We start from the raw sequence: 16,886 nt of genomic DNA, 5'->3' as shown, positions 1-16,886 counted from the left end.
CGTCCTGGCTGTTACGGCCGGCAGGTCGGGGGTACGCCAGGCAGCTGGCCGGGGGTGCAGCCGGGCAGGGGCGACTGTGGTGTTGGTGCTGCCACGGAAGAGGTTGTGGGTGCGGGTGTCGGCGTCGGGGCCGGGGAGGTGGTGGTGGGTGCCGGCGGGGGTGGCACTGCGTACGTGATTGTTACGGGGGATCCCACTTCAACCCGGCCTGAGCGGGACAAGGCGATCACCGAGTTGGGAGCCGAGTTCGCATCCACTTGCGGCTGCACCGTGACGTCCAGGTTGAGCGCGGACAGCTGGGACTGGACAGTCCGGTAGTCCTTCCCCAGGTAAGCCTCAGGAATGATGTTCACGGTTTCCGGCGCAGCGGGCGTGGTAGGCGCAGGCGTGGTGGGGGCTTGGGTGGGAGTGGCCGTCGGCGTTGTCCGGGTGGGGGTGGCCGACGTGGCCGGGGCGCTGGTGGCCGGCGCGCTGGATGAGGGGTTGCCGGACGGTGAGAAGACGCCAAGCTGGTTGACCAGGAACCCTGCCAGCGCGAAGAGGAGCAACAGGACCAGGGCGATCAGGGGCCAGGTCCAGGGGCTGCGGCCCTTGCGCCGGGGCTCGTCGGCGGGCTCGTCGTCGTACGTTGTTTCTTCCGGTACCCATTTCCGCTCGGCGGCGAGGGCATTGGCCCTGGCGAGCGTTCCCTGCGGTTCGCCGGCGTCGGTGGCCGGGGAACCTGCTGCACCGGCCGCAATTCCCGCCGCAGCGCCGGCAGCGCCGGCACCAACCACCGGCAACGCAGATGTGGGAGTAGGGGAACTGTCCCGCTGGGCACCGATCACACCCGTGGGGGCAGTTGTGGTGTCCACGGGGGCCGTAATGGGACCCGTGTCTGCGTCGAACAGGAGCATGCCCGGGACGGCGGCGCGCGCGGCGCTGATGTCTCCGTTCCTGATGGCTTCCGCGGCTTCTGCAAGTTTGATGGCGTTGGCCGGGCGGTCCTTTGGATCCTTGGCGAGCATGGACATCAGGAGGGCGCGCACCGGGGCGGGAAGCGATTCCGGCAGCGGCGGCGGCGCATCGTTGACCTGGGCCAGGGCGATGGCAATCTGGGATTCGCCCGAGAACGGCCGGTGCCCGGAAAGGCACTCGTAGCCGATGACACCGAGCGAGTAGATGTCTGATGAACCCGTGGCGGTCTGGCCGGTGGCCTGCTCAGGAGCCAGATACTGGGCAGTACCCATCACCTGTCCTGTCTGGGTCAGGGGCACCTGGTCCGCAAGGCGGGCAATGCCGAAGTCGGTGACCTTCACCCGACCATCAGGGGTTATGAGCAGGTTCCCCGGCTTAACGTCGCGGTGTACGAGTCCCTGGGCATGGGCAACGGCAAGGGCCCGGGCGGTCTGGGCGATGATGGACAGGGTACGGTCCGGGGAGAGCACCTGCTCACGTTCAATGATGGCGCTGAGGGGCTGGCCCGGCACCAGTTCCATGACCAGGTAGGCCGAGCCCTCTTCCTCGCCATAGTCAAAAACGTTGGCGATGCCCACGTGGTTGAGCAGGGCGGTGTGGCGGGCCTCGGCACGGAAGCGCTGAAGGAACCCCGGATCCCCGGTGTATTCCTCCTTCAGCACCTTGATGGCGACGATGCGGCCCAGGACAAGGTCTTTGGCTTTCCAGACTTCACCCATGCCGCCGATCGCGATCCGGGTGGTCAGCTGAAATCTGCCGCCGAGGGTGATTCCCGTTGTAGGCCTCACTTATTCAACACCGCCTCAAAAATTCTCTTCGCGTTAGGACTCGTAAGCTGCGCGCCGGTGGTGATGTCAACGCCCTCCATAACGATCGTGACACCCACCTGCGGATTGTTTGCCGGAGCAAAGCCGGTGAACCAGGAGTTGTTCACGCCGTTGCCCAGCTCTGCGGTACCGGTTTTGCCCGCCACCTGGACTCCGGGTACCGCTGCCCTGTTGGCGATGCCCTGGCTGACCGCACTGGTCATCCATTCGGTGATCTGGTTGGCGATCTCGGGGGTGGTGGAGGTGCGCAACGCTTCCGGTTTCGGTTCATCAACGACACGAAGGTCCGGGGAGCGCAGGGTCTTGATCAGGTTGGGCCTCATCTGCACGCCGTCATTGGCGATGGCCGCGGTCATCAGGGCCACCTGCAGGGGTGTGGCGCGAACATCACGCTGCCCGATGGCGGACTGGGCAAGCCCCGGAGCGTCCAGATCGTCCGGGAAATAGTTCTCGCGGGCGTAACCGAGCTTCAACTGGTCGCCCATGTCCTCGCCGAAACCGAACTTCTTGGCCTGCTCGGCGATGGCGTCGCGGCCCAGGTCAAGGGCGATGCTGGCAAATGGGGTGTTGCAGGACTGCTGCAGGGCAAACGCGAAGTCCGCGGTGTCCCGGGTGTAGCAGTTGCCCCCGGCGTAGTTGGGGAGCCGGTACTGGATGCCCTCAAAAGGCATCTCGGCCGGGTTGGGAAGCTCGCTGTCCTTGTTGTACTTGCCGGACTCCAGGGCTGCGGCAGTATCAACGAGTTTGAAGACGGAGCCCGGTGCGAGCAGTTCACCGGTGGGTCCGCTGACGTTCTGGTTCAGGTTGATGCCCGGAACCTTCACGAGTTCGCTCATGTTGGCAGTTTCAGCGCTGATATCCTGCGTGGCCACCAGGTTGGGGTCGTAGGAGGGTTTGGACACCATGGCCAGGATTGCCCCGGTCTTGGGGTTGGTGACCACAATTGAACCACGCTGCCCGTCCGGGATCAGGTCATAGGCGAGCCGTTGGATTTCGGGATCGATGGTGAGTTCCACCGAGACACCCTTGGGCTGGTTGCCGAGGAACAGCTGCCCTACCCGGTCCAGGAAGAGCTGGTCGGAATTGCCGGCCATCTCCTCGCCCATGCCTTGTTCAAGGCCGGTGCTGCCGTGGGTTTGTGAGAAGTAGCCGGTAATCCCTGCGTAAAGTTCCGGCTGCGGGTAGGTCCGCTGGTATGCGCAGGTCTCGGACCCGCTTTCCACCGATTCCGCCACCGGGGTTCCGGCAACCACAATCGCGCCGCGGTCATTGCAGTAGTTCTGCAAAATGGCGCGCTGGTTCCAGGGGTTGTTTTCGAGTTCTTCAGCGCCAACCACTTGAACGTAGCTGATGGCCCCGAAGATGAGGGCGAACATGGCAATCGCCGCGACCCATGAATGCCGTATTGCCTGGTTCACAGGTGCTTCACCGCCTCGGTAGGAGTATCAATGCCCACGGATTCCGCGCCCTTTGCAGGAGGCAGGGGGGTGGTGTCCACCGGACCGCGCGCGGTGTGGGAAATCATGAGGAGCAGGCCCACGATGATCCAGTTGGCCAGCAGCGAGGAACCGCCGGCGGCCAGGAACGGTGTGGTGAGGCCGGTCAGCGGGATGAGCCTGGTGACGCCGCCGATGACCACGAAGCACTGCAGCGCCACGGCGAAGGAGAGGCCACAGGCCAGGAGCTTGCCGAACGCGTCACGGGTGCCAAGGGCCGCCCGGAAACCGCGGGTGAAGAGCAGCAGGTACATCAGGACGATGGCGAAGAGTCCCACCAGGCCCAGTTCTTCACCGAGGGAGGCGATGATCATGTCGCTGTTGGCAAAGGGAACGAGATCAGGACGGCCCTGGCCGAGTCCGGTCCCCACCAGGCCGCCGTTGGCCATGCCGAAGAGCCCTTGGACAATTTGGCGGCTGCCGCCGGGGAAACGGTCGTAGACCTCCGGGGTGAAGGCGTTCAACCAGCCGCTGATGCGCAGTTCAACGTGCGAGAAGACGCGGGATGCCGCGAACCCGCCGCCAACAATGAGGGCGAGGCCGATGACCACCCAGCTGATGCGGCTGGTGGCCACGTAGATCATCACGATGAACAGGCCGAAGAACAGGACGGATGAGCCAAGGTCGCGCTGGAAGATGAGGACGCCGATGCTCACCAGCCAGGCGGTGATCATGGGGCCCATGTCCTTGAACCGCGGAAACTGCATCGGGCCTATCTTCCGGCCGGCCAACAGGATCAGGTCCCGGTTGGACGATAGATAACCAGCGAAGAATATGGCCAGCGTAATCTTGGCGACTTCACCCGGCTGGAACGTCATGGGGCCGAGCCGGATCCACACCCGGGCACCCAGGATTTCGCCGGCACTGATGCCCGGAATGAGCGGCAAGACCAGCAAAAGGGCACTTGCGGCCAGCGAGATGAACGTGAACTTGCGCAGGATGCGATGGTCTTTGAGGAACCAGATCACTGCAATGGCCACGGCCATGGCAATAAGGGTCCACCGGAGCTGGTTGTTGCCGGTATCGTCGCCGGGGGCGTCGAGGCGGTGGATCATTGCCAAACCGATCCCGTTAAGGGCAACCACCAGGGGAAGTATTACCGGGTCTGCATATTTCGCGCGGAAGCGGAGCACGCCGTGGAAAACCAGGGCGGCCAGGGCGAGGAGGCTCGATTGGAACCAGAAGTCGGAATCGAACGCTTTTTCCTGGTCCACTCCCACCAGCATGTTGGCCCCGATGCCCACCGCAAGGGCCAGGAGGAGCAATGCGAGTTCAACATTGCGGCGGGGTTTGGGCGTGGTACTGAGCTGGCTCATTGGCCCACCTCGCAGGTAACTGTGGGACTGGGTGTGGGGGACGGGCCCGCAGGAGCCGCCGAGGCGTCAGGGGCAGGTGTCGGTGTCGGTGTGCCCGTGGTCGGAGCGCTCGGGGGCACCGAGGCTCCGGGGGAGGCAGATGGCGGCAGGCACTCGTCTTCAGGAGAGGTGGTGCCGGTCAGTTCGAGGTTTTTTACGATGCGCTGTGCGTCGTAGAGGTCCTGGGCGGGGACGGTCTGGCGGACGCGTTGCTGCGAAAACACCGGCAGCGAGTCCATCCGGATCTCGGTGACGGTTTCCAGGCTGGAGAGCTGGATGGGACCCAGGCGCTGGGAGACGCCGTTGAATATTGCCACCCGGGCATCGAACTCGCCCACGTAGTACCGGGTCTGGGTCCAGGCGTACCCGAGCCACAGTCCAACGGTGAGGACCAGCAGTACGGACGCGGCAATGGACCAGGTCAGCCACCTCCGCCGCTTGAGCGGCACCACGGTGTCAACCGGGTCACTTGTTTGCGGTTCGGCCTTGTGGGTGAGGAGCGTCGCTGCGCGGCGTGCAACGGTGCGGCCGGCGATGGTGGGAATGGAGCCGGATTCAGCAGCTGTGGCGGCCGCTCCCACGAGTTCGTGCGGACGGGACGCGAGTTCGTCGCGGAGGACTTCGGCGGAGAGATGCTCGCCGAGGTGGGGGTCCGTGGCCCCCGCGGCAGAGGAATCAGAGTTACTGCTGCCTTCCCCTGATTCTGCCGGGTCCTTGGCGCTTGGGCTTGCTGCACTGGCGGCGGTTGGTTCTCCAGGGGTGCCGGCGGAGGGTTTGGCGGGGTCAACCGAATCGGGTGCCTTGGCGGCAGGGGAGCCCGCGCTTTTTGCCACGGCAGCGGCTTTGGTGACTTCGTGGGAGGGAATGACGTCGACGGCGGCCGTGCTGACGTCGTCGGGCGTTTCCTCCACGATCTCCAGCATCACCACCGTGACGTTGTCCGGGGAACCGGCCTCGAGGGTGAGCTCCACGAGGGTCTCCACGCACTCGCGGAGATCCTTGGTTTCGCGCACAGTCCGTTCCACGGCGTGCCCGGCAACATAGTTGAGCCCGTCGGAGCAGAGGAGCCAGCGTTCGCCGGGCTCAACTTCCAAGGTGTCCAGGTCCAGCTCAGGGCTGGCGTCCACGTCGCCCAGGACGCGCATCAGGACGTTTTTGTGCGGGTGGGTTTCGGCTTCCTCCGGCCGGAGCCGTCCCTCGTCGATGAGTCTTTGGACGAAGGTGTGGTCGACGCTGACCTGCTCGAATTTCCCGTTCCGCAGGCGATATGCGCGGGAATCACCGATGTGGGCAAAGTGCAGCTTTCCCTCGGCGAGCAGGAGCGCCGTGACCGTGGTTCCCATTCCGGCAAGCTTGGGGTTGATGTGCACCAGCTCGGACAGCAGCGAGTTCGCGGTCTGGATTTCATCGGCCAGGGTGGTGGCGGCGTCCCCGGTGTAGTTCCCGTGGTCCAGGTGGATCATGTCCAGGACAGTGGCGGCAGAGGCAACGTCACCGCCGGCATGGCCGCCCATGCCGTCGGCGACTACGGCCAGATGGCGGCCGACGTAAGCGGAATCGTCGTTCTTGGAGCGGATCCTGCCGACGTCGGACCTTGCGGCGAAGCGCATGATGAGGGGCCGCGGCGCCGGTTTGGGGCCGGGTGCGGGACTTTGCGGGGCGGCCACGGCTATGGCCTCAATTCGATGACCGTCTTGCCGATTCTCACGGGTACGCCAAGCTCAACGGGCAGGGCACGGGTCAGTTGCTGGTCCGCCAGGTAGGTGCCGTTGGTGGAGCCCAGGTCCTCGATGAACCAGCGGCTGCCTTGGGGAAACAACCTGGCATGACGGCCGGAGGCGTAGTCGTCCTCCAGAACCAGGGTGGCCTCCTGGGCGCGGCCGAGGAGGATGGGGCTCGCGGCCAGGGGGAGGGTTCGCCCCTTGAGCGGGCCTTCGACAACTACCAGTTGCCGGGCCTGCTGCTTCACGGGCTGAGGCGCTTCTTCGGCAAGTTCGGGGTTCTTGCGGACCTGCCGGGCGGTGGGGGCGCCTGCTGCGGCCTTGCGGCCCACCATGAGGTCGCGCCGCATTGCGGAGACGATGCTGAAGATCAGCACCCAGAGCAGGAGCAGGAAGCCGAACCGCAGGGCGGTGATGGTGAGTTCGCTCATGCCTGACCGCCAGGGCCGGCAGGAAGCAGGCGGAAGATGATCTTTGTCCGTCCCATCGTGATGGTGGAGCCGTCAGTGAGCTCGGTGCTTCCGGAGACCCGATGTCCGTTCACATAGCTCCCGTTGGTGGAGCCCATGTCCACTGCGCTGGTGACCCCGTTGGCGGTCCGGATCTCAAGGTGACGGCGGGAAACGCCGGTGTCTTCAACCAGGATGTCCGCGTCGGAGGACCTGCCCAGCACGATGGAGGGGGCATTGAGGGAATACCGCTGGCCGTCGATGTCCAGGACAGGCTGCAGGCGGACTGGCTGGCGGCTGGGGGCGGCGGGAAGGTTCGGACGGGGCGCAGGACCCCCCGGGGTTCCCGCGGATTTCTCGGTTGAGGAGATGATTTCGAAGTCACCGGCGCGAAGTTCGGCGTCACGGCGGAAGGAGATGCGCACCGAACCCTGCAGGGTGTAGCCCTGGCTGCGGACATGGTTGATAACAACGTCGCAGAGTTCCTCGGCCAGTGGCGTGCCCCATTCCTGGGCCCGCCGGAAGTCCTCTTCGCTGAGCTGGACGTCGAACACGTTGGGCACCAGGGTGCGGCCCGCGGATACGGTGAGGGACCGGTGGTCCACTTCCCGGCGCAGCCTGCTGGCGATCTCGACGGGTTCAACCTGGGCGCGTGAACCGGTGGAGAAGACGCCGCGGACGGCCTTTTCAATGCCGCGCTCGACTTTGTCCAGCAGACCCATGGTTCTTCTCCTTTCCCCCCGGATGCGGGGCAGTTCTCGTTCCGTAAGTTCACCTGCAGTGCGGTTCTCAAGCCGTCGGTGTGCCTGCGACCAGCAGTCACTCCTACATCAGATACTACTGGGCACCCCTGTGAATGACCTTAATCCACAACGGCCGGGCGCTGCCAAAAGTTCAGTTTCGGGCTGATGGTGGTGCTTTGACGCCGGTGCTGCCGGCCCTGGCGAAGTCCTGTTTATGGCACCGGTTTCCCGCCGCAGGGCAGTGCCCAGGGACCTCAATTAGTGTTTTCCGTCCAATGTCCGTTATGCTTGATCTCGCTGCTTTTACAAGGTTGCGGTCCGGGAAACCGGCCGGGATTCGGTGAAAGAAGTTGCGCGCGAGTGGCGGAACGGCAGACGCGCTGGCTTCAGGTGCCAGTATCCGAAAGGGTGTGGGGGTTCAAATCCCCCCTCGCGCACGCAAATGAAGGGCCTCGGTCAACAGACCGGGGCCCTTTTGCTTTGGCGGCACAGTGGTTACTGCCGCGAGGATGCCTTGAACCGGCGTCGGGAGTTCGCGAGGTGGCTGCGCATGGCAGCTGCCGCGGCAGCCTCGTCACCGTCAGCGATGGCGTCAGAAATGGAACGGTGTTCCTGGATTACCTGGTCAAAGTGATCGCGCGCATAGTGTTCGACGCCGGTCATCAGGCGGGTGCGAGGCATGGCGATCATGGTCTGGCCCAGGGCGGCCAGGCAGTCGGAGTAGAAGGGGTTGCCCGACGCGGCGGCCACGGCCCGGTGGAAGTCGAAGTCGGACTTCATCGCGTGCGCGGGATGGCCGGCACTCGCGGTGAACTCCTCGAGTGCGGCGGTGACAGCCCGCAATTGCCGCTCTGTGTGGTTCCTTGCTGCCAGCGCCGCGGCCTCGGTTTCCACACCCATCCGGAACTCGAGCAGGTGGAGGCGGTCTTCCATGGTGGCCACGGGACGGGCCCCGGGTGCTGCCTGGGGCCCGTCCGACGGCGGGGTGAGGGCGAAGCTGCCACGCCCCCGTTCAGTTTCTACAAGTCCCTCGGCCTGGAGCCGGGTGAGTGCCGCCCGCACAACCGTCCGGCTCACGCCGAAGTCGTTAATGAGGGTGTTCTCGCTGGGCAGCTTCTCGCCGGGCTGGATGGCGCCGTCGACGATGCGGGTGCGAAGGTCAGCGGCGAGGTCCGCAGTGAGGTTCCGGCTCATGGCAACAAGGTTACGCGCCGAACTCCACGGAGTCGGTGGTCCAGGCGCGTGCCTGGTCGCTGAGGGTGACACCGAGACCGGGTCGGTCGGGGACGATCATCCGGCCGTTCTTCGTTTCGAGGCGCTCGTTGAACAGGGGATCGAGCCAGTCGAAGTGCTCGACCCACGGCTCGCGCGGGTAGGCGGCGGCCAGGTGCAGGTGGATTTCCATGGCGAAGTGCGGCGCGAGGCCCAGCCCGCGCTCGTCAGCCAGGGCTGCGAGGCGAAGGAACTGGGTGATGCCGCCCACGCGGGGTGCGTCCGGCTGGATGATGTCGCAGCCGTTGGCGTTGATGAGGCCCTGGTGTTCGGCCACGGAGGCGAGCATTTCACCGGTGGCAATGGGGGTGTCCAGCATGTTGGCCAAGTGCGCATGACCCTCAAAGTCGTAGGCGTCCAGTGGTTCCTCTATCCAGATGAGGTTGAACTCCTCGAGCTGGCGACCCATCCGCAGGGCGGTGGCGCGGTCCCACTGCTGATTGGCGTCCACCATCAGTGGAACATCCCAGCCGATATGCTCACGGATGCCGGCGACGCGGCGCAGGTCCTCTTTGCTGTCCGGCAGGCCTACCTTGATCTTGATGCCGCCTATGCCTTCGTTGATGGACTGGGTGGCGCGGGCCTTGACCTCGTCCAGCGTGGCGTTGAGGAAGCCGCCGGAGGTGTTGTAGGTCTGGACGGAATCGCGGTAGGAGCCGAGGAATTTGGCCAGGGGCAAACCGGCGCGCTTGGCTTTGAGGTCGTAGAGGGCAATGTCGATGGCGGCGAGGGCCTGGGTGGCGACGCCGGACCGGCCAACCGAGGCGCCGGCCCAGAGCAGCTTGGTGTAGATCTTGGCGATGTCGTTCGGGTCCTCGCCGATGATTCCCTCGGCAACTTCCTTTGCGTGCGCATACTGGGCGGGACCGCCGGCGCGCTTGGAGTAGCTGAAGCCGACGCCGGTGTGGCCCTGTTCAGTGGTGATCTCGGCGAAGAGGAAAACCACCTCGGTCATCGGCTTCTGCCTGCCGGTGAAGACTTTGGCATCGCTGATGGGTACGGCCAGGGGGAGCTTGGCGGTGGACAGCTTGACGTGCCGGATCAGGTCGACGGTACTCATGGGTTCTCCTTTGGGCGGGACCGGGCTCCTTCGCCCGCCTTCTTATAGTACAAGCAGCTAACTTGTACTACAAGCGCTGTTCGGCCTTTCCAGTCTCCTGCTCTTAGGGGCCTTGGTGCCGGTCGGCTTCGGCGAACGCCCCGCCACGGTGTCGCCCTCCCTAGTGCAGCCCATCAGGTGGGTGAATCTGATCGGCTGAACTTGGGGTCTTGGTCCACAGTCTTGACTCTCATGTAACCGATCCCCCTACATGTCGCTGATGACCTGCCACTCAGATCTCCCGTGACCAAGTGTCAGGTTGACGTCTTGGACTTCCTGATTGGAGTGTCCGGAAACAGCTAATCCGGTGTAATCCTGACAATGCATTCGACGGCGCCTGACGTCAGGTTGGGGTGTAGTCCAGCTAGCAGTTCGTGCTTCCCTGTTACTGCCGCTTCACCGCTACGGATGGAGTCTGCGAGGTCGCCCACATCGTGCACCTAAGCGAGTTGTGGTGGAACCTGCCTTTCTTGGAGGCGGAACCCGCAGCGATAATCACTGGGCTCCGTCTTTTGGGCTGTCATTTGTTCGATGGCACGCTTTTGGGCGATGGGCACCTCCTCGAGTGGTGAGTGTCTGCCGCGGGGCCCCGCTGATCTCGGGGCCCCGCGGCAGGTTCGCAAGGAGCGGTGAAATTACTTGTTGTCCGGCTTTCCCGGGGCTGTGTCCTTGACCTTGACCTTTGTGGTGGTGGTCTGGGTCACCCCTTCGGAGTTGATGAGCTCGGCACGGTAGGTGTATGTTCCCACCGGTTTCTCGGTGAAGGACGTTTCTACTGACTGCGTCTTCACGTCGACAGCGTTCAGCTGCTGAGCGGCGACAAGAACATCGTTCTCGTACAGGCGGTAGTAGCTGCCCGGTGTTCCATTCGCCAGGTTCATCGTCACGGTGTAGTTGCCGTCGTGAAGCCCATTGCTGGATCCGCTCGTGCTCGACAGTTTCCCCTTGCCCGGTGCCCTGTCGTTGTACACGAAGGACTGCAGTGCGTCTCTTACCGCGAAGTAGGCCGGCTTCGGGTTGAACTCTTCATCGAAGATTGTCGGCTTCGCGCCGGGTAGCCAGGTGTAGAGGTGCTTGTCGGTGAAACCCCAGGTGCTGATGTCGGTGATGCCGGCAGCGAGGGCTTCGGCGACAACGTCACCGTAGATCTGCGCCTGCGAGATCGGGTCGTATGTGTGGACGTCCAGTTCGGCGATTGTCACCTCGAGTCCGAGGGCCCTGTAGTCGTTCACAATGTCGGTGATCACGCCGGGGGCCGGACCGACGAATGTTTCGTGCATCTGCAAGGCAACACCGTGGATAGGAACTCCGTCGGCTACCATTCCGGAAACCAGGTCATAGAGCTCCTGCCGCTTTGCGGGGTAGTACTCGACCATGTTCTCGTTGATGAAGAGTTTCGCGGTCGGGTCTGCGGCGTGGGCGATCCTGAAGGCCTCGGCGACATAGTCGGGGCCGAGGCGCTCGTAAAACAGATTGTGCTCGAGCCCTTCCCCCCCGAAGGTCGTGAACATCTCCGTGACGACGTCCCAGCGGTCCATTTTGCCGGTGTAACGCTGCATGGTGGTGTTGAAGTGGTCGACGACCGCCTCTCGGAACTCGGCCGGATCGGTTTTTGCCACGAGGTAGTCAGGGTTGAACGAGCGGGAGATCCCGCTGTGGGCCTTGACCTCCATGTCGTGTTCTTCCGCGAACGCAACCATCCGGTCGAGACCTTCGAAATCAAAGACTCCTTCGCGTGGCTGCACCATGTTCCACTTGAACTCGTTTTCCGGCGACAAGCTGTTGAACTGCTCTGCCAGGACCTGCCCGTACCGGGGGTCCGAGAAGTAGTTCGCCGGCCGCTCGTCAGCCGTGGACTCGGACGCCTTAACCGAGCCGGACCCGAAAAGGATGCCGGCTTGCTCAGCCAACTGGCGGATTGTTGGTTCCGTATCAGGGGAAGCCATAGCTGGCGCGGTGGCCCCAAATGCCAGCGTAAGGCTGACTGCTGATGCGAGTGCGACTTTGCTTATCGCTTTCATAAGTTCCTGTTTCATTCGTAGGTGTGCTTGGTGAGGTGCCACTCCCTGACTTTTCATCTTCATCTAGCGGACGTAGCACGACCCGGTCCAGTGATTTGATGTCGAGAGGGTCCGCTGGGAGTCAAGAGCGTGCTCGGCTCCGCAAGATGACGGCTCGAAATACGAAGCATTTACTCATACGCTCATGGACGCTGACCCGGGGGTTGGGGGCAGCGGTGCCAGTCCCGCCGTGGCCGGATAAGGCGACAACGCCGAGATTTGCTTCGGTGTTCAAAGGGTAGAGCGAAATTGTGACGCGTGCAACAATTTCTTTTCCTGTCCGGCTCAGGGGGAAGGAGGGGTGATCGATTCGTTCTACACTTGCCGCACTTTCTGCTGGCCGGACCAGGCAATGCATGCACTGCCAAGTCTGTCGGCTTTGGGGTCCTGGGCCATGCACGGAAACGGGAGGAACTGGAATCGTGGTGCCTCTGGCGGCGTCAGCAGAAGTGACGGCGCCAGGTGGACATAGCAATGTCAGGTGCAGCTTGGGTTGAACTACTCGGTGGCAGACCGGCCCGGGATGCTCTGGGGATTCTGGAATGCTTCCGGAAGGGCCCATTCGAAGAACGCTGTCATGGATTTGGTCATGTCGGCGGTTGGGTCGATTAGCCATTGCAGCTGTATCCCGTCCCAGGTGCCGATGAGCAGTCGGCTGAGAGTGTGCGGGTCGCGGTGCGGGCTGATTCTGCCCACGGCCTGGTCGTGGGCGAAGGCGGCCGCGAGTTCTTTCGCCTTGCGCCGGTACCGGGCCACAAACCAGTCATGCGCAGGATGTGTGGGGGCGGAGGATTCGGCAGCCAGAATGGCAAACAGACGCAACAGTTCAGGTCGCTCAAGGCTCGACTGAACCCGCTCCAGGGTGGCAGGCATGACCCCCCGGTCAGCACAGGCGGCATCAAAGTCGAACTCCTCGTAGCCAGGAGTGGTCCTGTCCGCTCGCTCAAGCACCGCCTCAAGGAGCTCGTACTTGGATCCGAAATGGTGGGCGATGCTGGTAAGGCTCAGGCCAAGTTGCCGTGAGATGTCACGCAACGAGCCACCGTGGTAGCCATGCGTGGCGAACACAGTAGCGGCAACATCGAGGATGTCACTGGCCCGCTGAGCCGACTTTGCATACGGGCCACGCACGCCGGCGTTCTTCTGTTCCCTCATGCTAGAGACCTTACTAAGCGCCACCCTGCGCCTGAACCATCACCTGACCTGCCTGCTCACGAGGGTACTTAGTGGAACTTCGGCCCGTGCGTTACAAAGCCCCGCTGCTTTTACACAATCTTTCCCTCCATGATTTTTGAAACCGCGGGTGCCCTGGCTCGGTTTCCAACGACCAGGGCGTGCCTTGAGAAGCGCTCATATCGCCGTCAAGTTCCATTCAAGCTCGTGGGCTTCCCTGCCCTGCAGAACGACCAAGTCGGCGCCTGAATTGAATGCGTCTGGAGCGCAGTCCATTGGCTCTACAGCTAACCCTGCACGAGGTTCTCGGTCGCCAAAATCTGCGGTGCAAATTTGAACCCACTTGATGAAAGGGTTCCAGGACATAAGAACGCCGTGACCGTCTGGAGCTGTTAGTCGAACTTCGCAGAGACCGTTGTTGCCGGCGACGCCAGTAAAGGCGTTATCGATGACAGTGCTTCCGATTTTTCGTCCTGAGCGGAAATCAAAGGGACCTGCGCTGGCTTCGGTGAGCCCCGTGGGCAGCAGACGTTCAGGTGAGACCGTCATGTATTGTTCTGCATCAAGTTGGAGAGTCCAGTCATCCACTTTTCCTTCCCCCGCAACTAAGTAGGGGTGGGGGCAAGATCCAAAAGGAGCTGGTGTATCGCCTGTATTGATGGCTCGGATATGGCTGCTTAGGCCAGTTGGTGAGAGGCTATAGCGTGCTTCGACGCTCACCTGAAATGGGTAGCCGGGGTCTGTGCCAAGTTGGAGTGACAGCACCACTTCAGCAGCACTTACGGTTTGCACTTGCCATTCGCGGGCGTAAGCAAGTCCGTGAAGTGCGGTGGAGCGTGCTGGTTCCGTAACGGGAACGTTATAGCGGGTTCCCTCGAATAGGTAGCTGCCGTCGGCCAGTCTGTTGGGCCATGGCACGCAGACAACACCCCGGTAATCAACTGTTTCGCTTCCAGGTATTTGAGTCAGAATTAAGTGCCTGGACTGGTGAGTTACCGAGCAAAGGGTGGCTCCCAGTGTGTCGACAACTGCGGTGTAATCACCGGCTGTCAGTTCAATTGAGGTCACGACTGACCCTTACCCGGGGCCTCAGCCCTCTTATAAGTAGTGATGAACAGGTTGCTTGGCTTGGTAGCGCCGCAGCACTGAGCGCCCGGAGCGATGATTGCTCCGGACGCTCAATGCGAGTGCCGTTGTCCTATGGGGTGTCAAGCCGCGGTGTGCGTGTAAGTCCGCTCCTGTTAGAAGCAGAACAGAGGGGCTTTATGTCGTTTCGCTGACGGTTCTACTGCGTTGCCGAGTACAGGACCGAGTCCGTGGTGTTTTGTACTGTTCCTACAGGCTGCGCGGGTGGCGTCTTCTTCGCAATGAAGTTACGCAGAGCGTCGCGGAAGGCGAAGTACGCCGGCTTGGGGTTGTAATTCTCGTCAAAGATGCACGGCTTCGCTCCCGGAAGCCAGGTGTAGAGGTGCTTGTCCGTGAAGCCCCAGACACTGATCTCGGTGATCCCGGCGTTGAGCGCCTCCGTGACCACATCGCCGTAAATTTGCGCCTGCGTTACGGGGTCAAGTGTGTGCACGTCCAGTTCCGCGATGGAGACTTCAAGTCCCAAACCGGTGAAGAAGTTGAACATTTCGGTGATGACCCCAGGAGGAGGCCCCTGAATCGTCTGGTGCATCTGCAAGGCGATTCCGTGGACAGGGACACCTTCAGCGACGAGACCCGAGACGAGGTCGTACAGTTCCTGCCGCTTCCCGGGGTTTGTCTCCACCAGGTTTTCGTTGAGGTACAGCTTCGCCTTCGGGTCCGCGCGGTGCGCGATCCTGAATGCTTCTGCGATGTAGTCAGGGCCGAGGGCGTTATAGAAATCGTTTTGCTGAAGGCCACCGCCGTTCGTCATCAGCGCCTCGCTTACGACATCCCATCGGTCCATCTTGCCCTTATAGCGCTTCATGATTGCGTTGAAGTGCTTGACCATAGCGGCACGGAACGCGACCGGATCATTGGTCTTCGCGACAAGGTAATCGGGGTTACAGCAAGACGAGATTAGGCCGTGTCCCTTGACCTCCATGTCGTTTTCTTCGGCGAAGGCGACCAACCGGTCAAGCCCCTCGAACTCAAAGACACCCTCCTGCGGCTGGACGAATCTCCACTTCATGTCGTTTTCGGGGGACAGGCTGTTGAACTGCTCAGCCAGCACCTCCCTGTACTTAGGGTCAGAGAGATAGTTAGAGGGCCGGTCGTCAGCCGTTGACGTCATACCCTTCACAGAACCGGATCCGATGATGAGCCCGGCTTTCGCTGCCTCCTCGCGAAGAGAGCCGATACCCTCCTCCCCGAGATGCACATCCGAGGTTGGGCTCGGTGTTGTGGCGGTTGCACTTTGGGTAGAGAATGCCGACATTGTCAGTCCAAGACTGACTGCCGCGAGCATGGCTAGTGTTTTTTTCGTCTTCATTCGGGGGTATTCCTTCGAGTAGTTGACTGCCGAAGGCGCTCTCGGCCGCTCAGACGACTGCTCGAAGTACGAGCCAGCTACTGATGCGCTCGATGGCTGCCGACCCGGGGGTGGGGGCAGCGGTGCCATTTCCGTCGTGGTCCCAGGTAAGGCGACGACACCGAGATCTGCTTCGGTACTCAAAAGGTTATCTCGAAATTGTGACGCATGCAACAATTTCGTTTATCCTTGGGGACAGCTTCAAAGCACACGGAACTCTGTAAAAAAGGAAATGACATGCAGATTCAAGGCAAGACCTTCGTAGTCACAGGCGGCGGCAATGGTATCGGCCGCCAGGTGGTTCTAGGGCTCCTTCGTCGCGGAGCAAAAATCGCAGCCGTTGACCTGAGCGCTAATGCTCTGGCTGGGACGAAGGCGCTGGCCGCTTCTGATGGCGAACTGAGTACTCACGTAACAAACGTGACGGACCGTCATGCGGTTGCGGCACTACTAGATGACGTGATCAGCGTTCACGGACAGGTCGATGGCCTTATCAACGTGGCGGGTATCATCCACCGCTTCGTGCCGGTGGCTGATCTGACATTCGATGATTTTGAGCGGGTTATGAACGTGAACCTTTGGGGCACGGTGAACATGTGTAAGACCTTCCTGCCTGCTTTGCTGGAGCGGCCGGCGGCAGCAATCGTGAACATCTCCAGCCTCTCCGCGTTGTTGCCTTTTGCAGGCCAGACTTTTTATGGAGCAACAAAGGCAGCAGTCAAGCAGTTCAGTGAGGGCCTTTACCAGGAGCTGAGCGGCACATCTGTTGCCGTTACGACTGTTTTCCCGGGAAACATCAGCACCGACATCAGCGGCAACTCTGGGGTCAAAGCAATTGATCCCAAAGGAAGGAAGGCACCTGCCACCACACCCGAAGCAACTGCCGCCAAAATTATCCAGGGCCTGGAGAAGGGCAGCTTTCGAGTCTTAGTGGGAAAGGACGCCAAGGTGCTGGATGCTGCCTCGCGCATTTCATCCCGCACAGTCACCGATTTTATCGGCCGACAAATGAAGTCTGTGTTGTGATGCCGTCGAGGGCAGCATGGAAGCCGGTCGACGACTGGACTGTGGTCACGGGTCTGAAGGTGGAAGTTTGGGACAGAGACCGCCTCTTGGACCAAGGAATCGTGGATGCCGTCACCGCGGACGGCGCGATTCTGTGGTTGAAGCACCACGGCGTCTTGCATAGGAGGGTTGTTGAAAAAGTCGATGACCGGCACATAAGAGTTGTCTTGTC

Annotated in this window: 13 protein-coding genes and 1 tRNA gene; 2 read left to right on the top strand and 12 right to left on the bottom strand. The window is 62.1% G+C overall.

Annotated features, from left to right (window positions below):
• Positions 1-11: 11 nt before the first annotated feature.
• Genes AC5RTE_RS15260 through AC5RTE_RS15235 form a run of 6 tightly spaced genes read right to left on the bottom strand, consistent with a single transcriptional unit; the run spans position 12 to position 7,527 of the window.
• Positions 12-1,745, bottom strand: coding sequence for a serine/threonine-protein kinase (locus AC5RTE_RS15260; protein WP_494042226.1), 1,734 nt, complete (start codon positions 1,743-1,745; stop codon positions 12-14).
• Positions 1,742-3,202: a peptidoglycan D,D-transpeptidase FtsI family protein gene (locus AC5RTE_RS15255; RefSeq protein ID WP_494042225.1), complete on the bottom strand. Its 1,461-nt coding sequence runs from the start codon at positions 3,200-3,202 to the stop codon at positions 1,742-1,744. Before AC5RTE_RS15255 ends, AC5RTE_RS15260 begins: the two co-directional genes overlap by 4 nt.
• Positions 3,199-4,596 carry an FtsW/RodA/SpoVE family cell cycle protein gene (locus tag AC5RTE_RS15250; RefSeq protein WP_494042224.1) on the bottom strand — a complete coding sequence of 466 codons (1,398 nt, stop codon included), beginning with the start codon at positions 4,594-4,596 and terminating at the stop codon, positions 3,199-3,201. Before AC5RTE_RS15250 ends, AC5RTE_RS15255 begins: the two co-directional genes overlap by 4 nt.
• Positions 4,593-6,302, bottom strand: coding sequence for a PP2C family protein-serine/threonine phosphatase (locus tag AC5RTE_RS15245; protein ID WP_494042223.1), 1,710 nt, complete (start codon positions 6,300-6,302; stop codon positions 4,593-4,595). Before AC5RTE_RS15245 ends, AC5RTE_RS15250 begins: the two co-directional genes overlap by 4 nt.
• A 2-nt stretch (positions 6,303-6,304) precedes the next feature.
• The gene (locus AC5RTE_RS15240) at positions 6,305-6,787 is read right to left on the bottom strand and encodes an FHA domain-containing protein FhaB/FipA (protein WP_494042222.1); all 483 of its coding nucleotides are present in this window, start codon (positions 6,785-6,787) and stop codon (positions 6,305-6,307) included.
• On the bottom strand, positions 6,784-7,527 hold the full coding sequence (locus AC5RTE_RS15235; RefSeq protein ID WP_494042221.1) for an FHA domain-containing protein: 744 nt from the start codon (positions 7,525-7,527) through the stop codon (positions 6,784-6,786). The genes AC5RTE_RS15240 and AC5RTE_RS15235 overlap by 4 nt, the downstream gene beginning before the upstream one ends.
• Positions 7,528-7,902: 375 nt before the next feature.
• Here AC5RTE_RS15235 and AC5RTE_RS15230 point away from each other — a divergent pair.
• Positions 7,903-7,985, top strand: a tRNA-Leu gene (locus AC5RTE_RS15230).
• A gap of 58 nt (positions 7,986-8,043) precedes the next feature.
• On the opposite strand, the gene AC5RTE_RS15225 is transcribed toward AC5RTE_RS15230, so the two are convergent.
• The 6 genes from AC5RTE_RS15225 to AC5RTE_RS15200 all read right to left on the bottom strand — a co-directional run bounded on the left by AC5RTE_RS15225 (position 8,044) and on the right by AC5RTE_RS15200 (position 15,610).
• Positions 8,044-8,742, bottom strand: a complete 699-nt coding sequence (locus AC5RTE_RS15225; protein ID WP_494042220.1) for a FadR/GntR family transcriptional regulator — start codon at positions 8,740-8,742, stop codon at positions 8,044-8,046.
• A 10-nt stretch (positions 8,743-8,752) separates the two neighbouring features.
• Positions 8,753-9,880 carry an L-talarate/galactarate dehydratase gene (locus AC5RTE_RS15220; RefSeq protein WP_494042219.1) on the bottom strand — a complete coding sequence of 376 codons (1,128 nt, stop codon included), beginning with the start codon at positions 9,878-9,880 and terminating at the stop codon, positions 8,753-8,755.
• Between the two features lie 674 nt (positions 9,881-10,554).
• Positions 10,555-11,829: an endo-1,4-beta-xylanase gene (locus tag AC5RTE_RS15215; protein ID WP_494042218.1), complete on the bottom strand. Its 1,275-nt coding sequence runs from the start codon at positions 11,827-11,829 to the stop codon at positions 10,555-10,557.
• Between the two features lie 648 nt (positions 11,830-12,477).
• The gene (locus AC5RTE_RS15210) at positions 12,478-13,134 is read right to left on the bottom strand and encodes a TetR/AcrR family transcriptional regulator (protein WP_493993660.1); all 657 of its coding nucleotides are present in this window, start codon (positions 13,132-13,134) and stop codon (positions 12,478-12,480) included.
• A gap of 195 nt (positions 13,135-13,329) precedes the next feature.
• Positions 13,330-14,220 (bottom strand): aldose 1-epimerase family protein, encoded by an 891-nt coding sequence (locus tag AC5RTE_RS15205; protein WP_494042217.1) that lies wholly within the window; start codon positions 14,218-14,220, stop codon positions 13,330-13,332.
• Positions 14,221-14,437: 217 nt separating this feature from the next.
• The gene (locus AC5RTE_RS15200) at positions 14,438-15,610 is read right to left on the bottom strand and encodes an endo-1,4-beta-xylanase (RefSeq protein WP_493993663.1); all 1,173 of its coding nucleotides are present in this window, start codon (positions 15,608-15,610) and stop codon (positions 14,438-14,440) included.
• A 276-nt stretch (positions 15,611-15,886) separates the two neighbouring features.
• On the opposite strand from AC5RTE_RS15200, the gene AC5RTE_RS15195 reads away from it, so the two are divergent.
• Positions 15,887-16,675, top strand: coding sequence for an SDR family NAD(P)-dependent oxidoreductase (locus tag AC5RTE_RS15195; protein ID WP_494042216.1), 789 nt, complete (start codon positions 15,887-15,889; stop codon positions 16,673-16,675).
• Positions 16,676-16,886: the final 211 nt, after the last annotated feature.

Source organism: Arthrobacter sp. K41 (genome assembly GCF_059089645.1).
This window is presented reverse-complemented; position numbering and strand designations above follow the sequence as displayed.

What these genes read in the sequence shown, in the direction of transcription:
- AC5RTE_RS15250 (WP_494042224.1), bottom strand. Translation starts at nt 4,596, where the DNA reads ATGAGCCAGCTCAGTACCACGCCCAAACCCCGCCGCAATGTTGAACTC.
- AC5RTE_RS15200 (WP_493993663.1), bottom strand. Translation starts at nt 15,610, where the DNA reads ATGAAGACGAAAAAAACACTAGCCATGCTCGCGGCAGTCAGTCTTGGA.
- AC5RTE_RS15220 (WP_494042219.1), bottom strand. Translation starts at nt 9,880, where the DNA reads ATGAGTACCGTCGACCTGATCCGGCACGTCAAGCTGTCCACCGCCAAG.
- AC5RTE_RS15195 (WP_494042216.1), top strand. Translation starts at nt 15,887, where the DNA reads ATGCAGATTCAAGGCAAGACCTTCGTAGTCACAGGCGGCGGCAATGGT.
- AC5RTE_RS15240 (WP_494042222.1), bottom strand. Translation starts at nt 6,787, where the DNA reads ATGAGCGAACTCACCATCACCGCCCTGCGGTTCGGCTTCCTGCTCCTG.
- AC5RTE_RS15210 (WP_493993660.1), bottom strand. Translation starts at nt 13,134, where the DNA reads ATGAGGGAACAGAAGAACGCCGGCGTGCGTGGCCCGTATGCAAAGTCG.
- AC5RTE_RS15225 (WP_494042220.1), bottom strand. Translation starts at nt 8,742, where the DNA reads ATGAGCCGGAACCTCACTGCGGACCTCGCCGCTGACCTTCGCACCCGC.
- AC5RTE_RS15235 (WP_494042221.1), bottom strand. Translation starts at nt 7,527, where the DNA reads ATGGGTCTGCTGGACAAAGTCGAGCGCGGCATTGAAAAGGCCGTCCGC.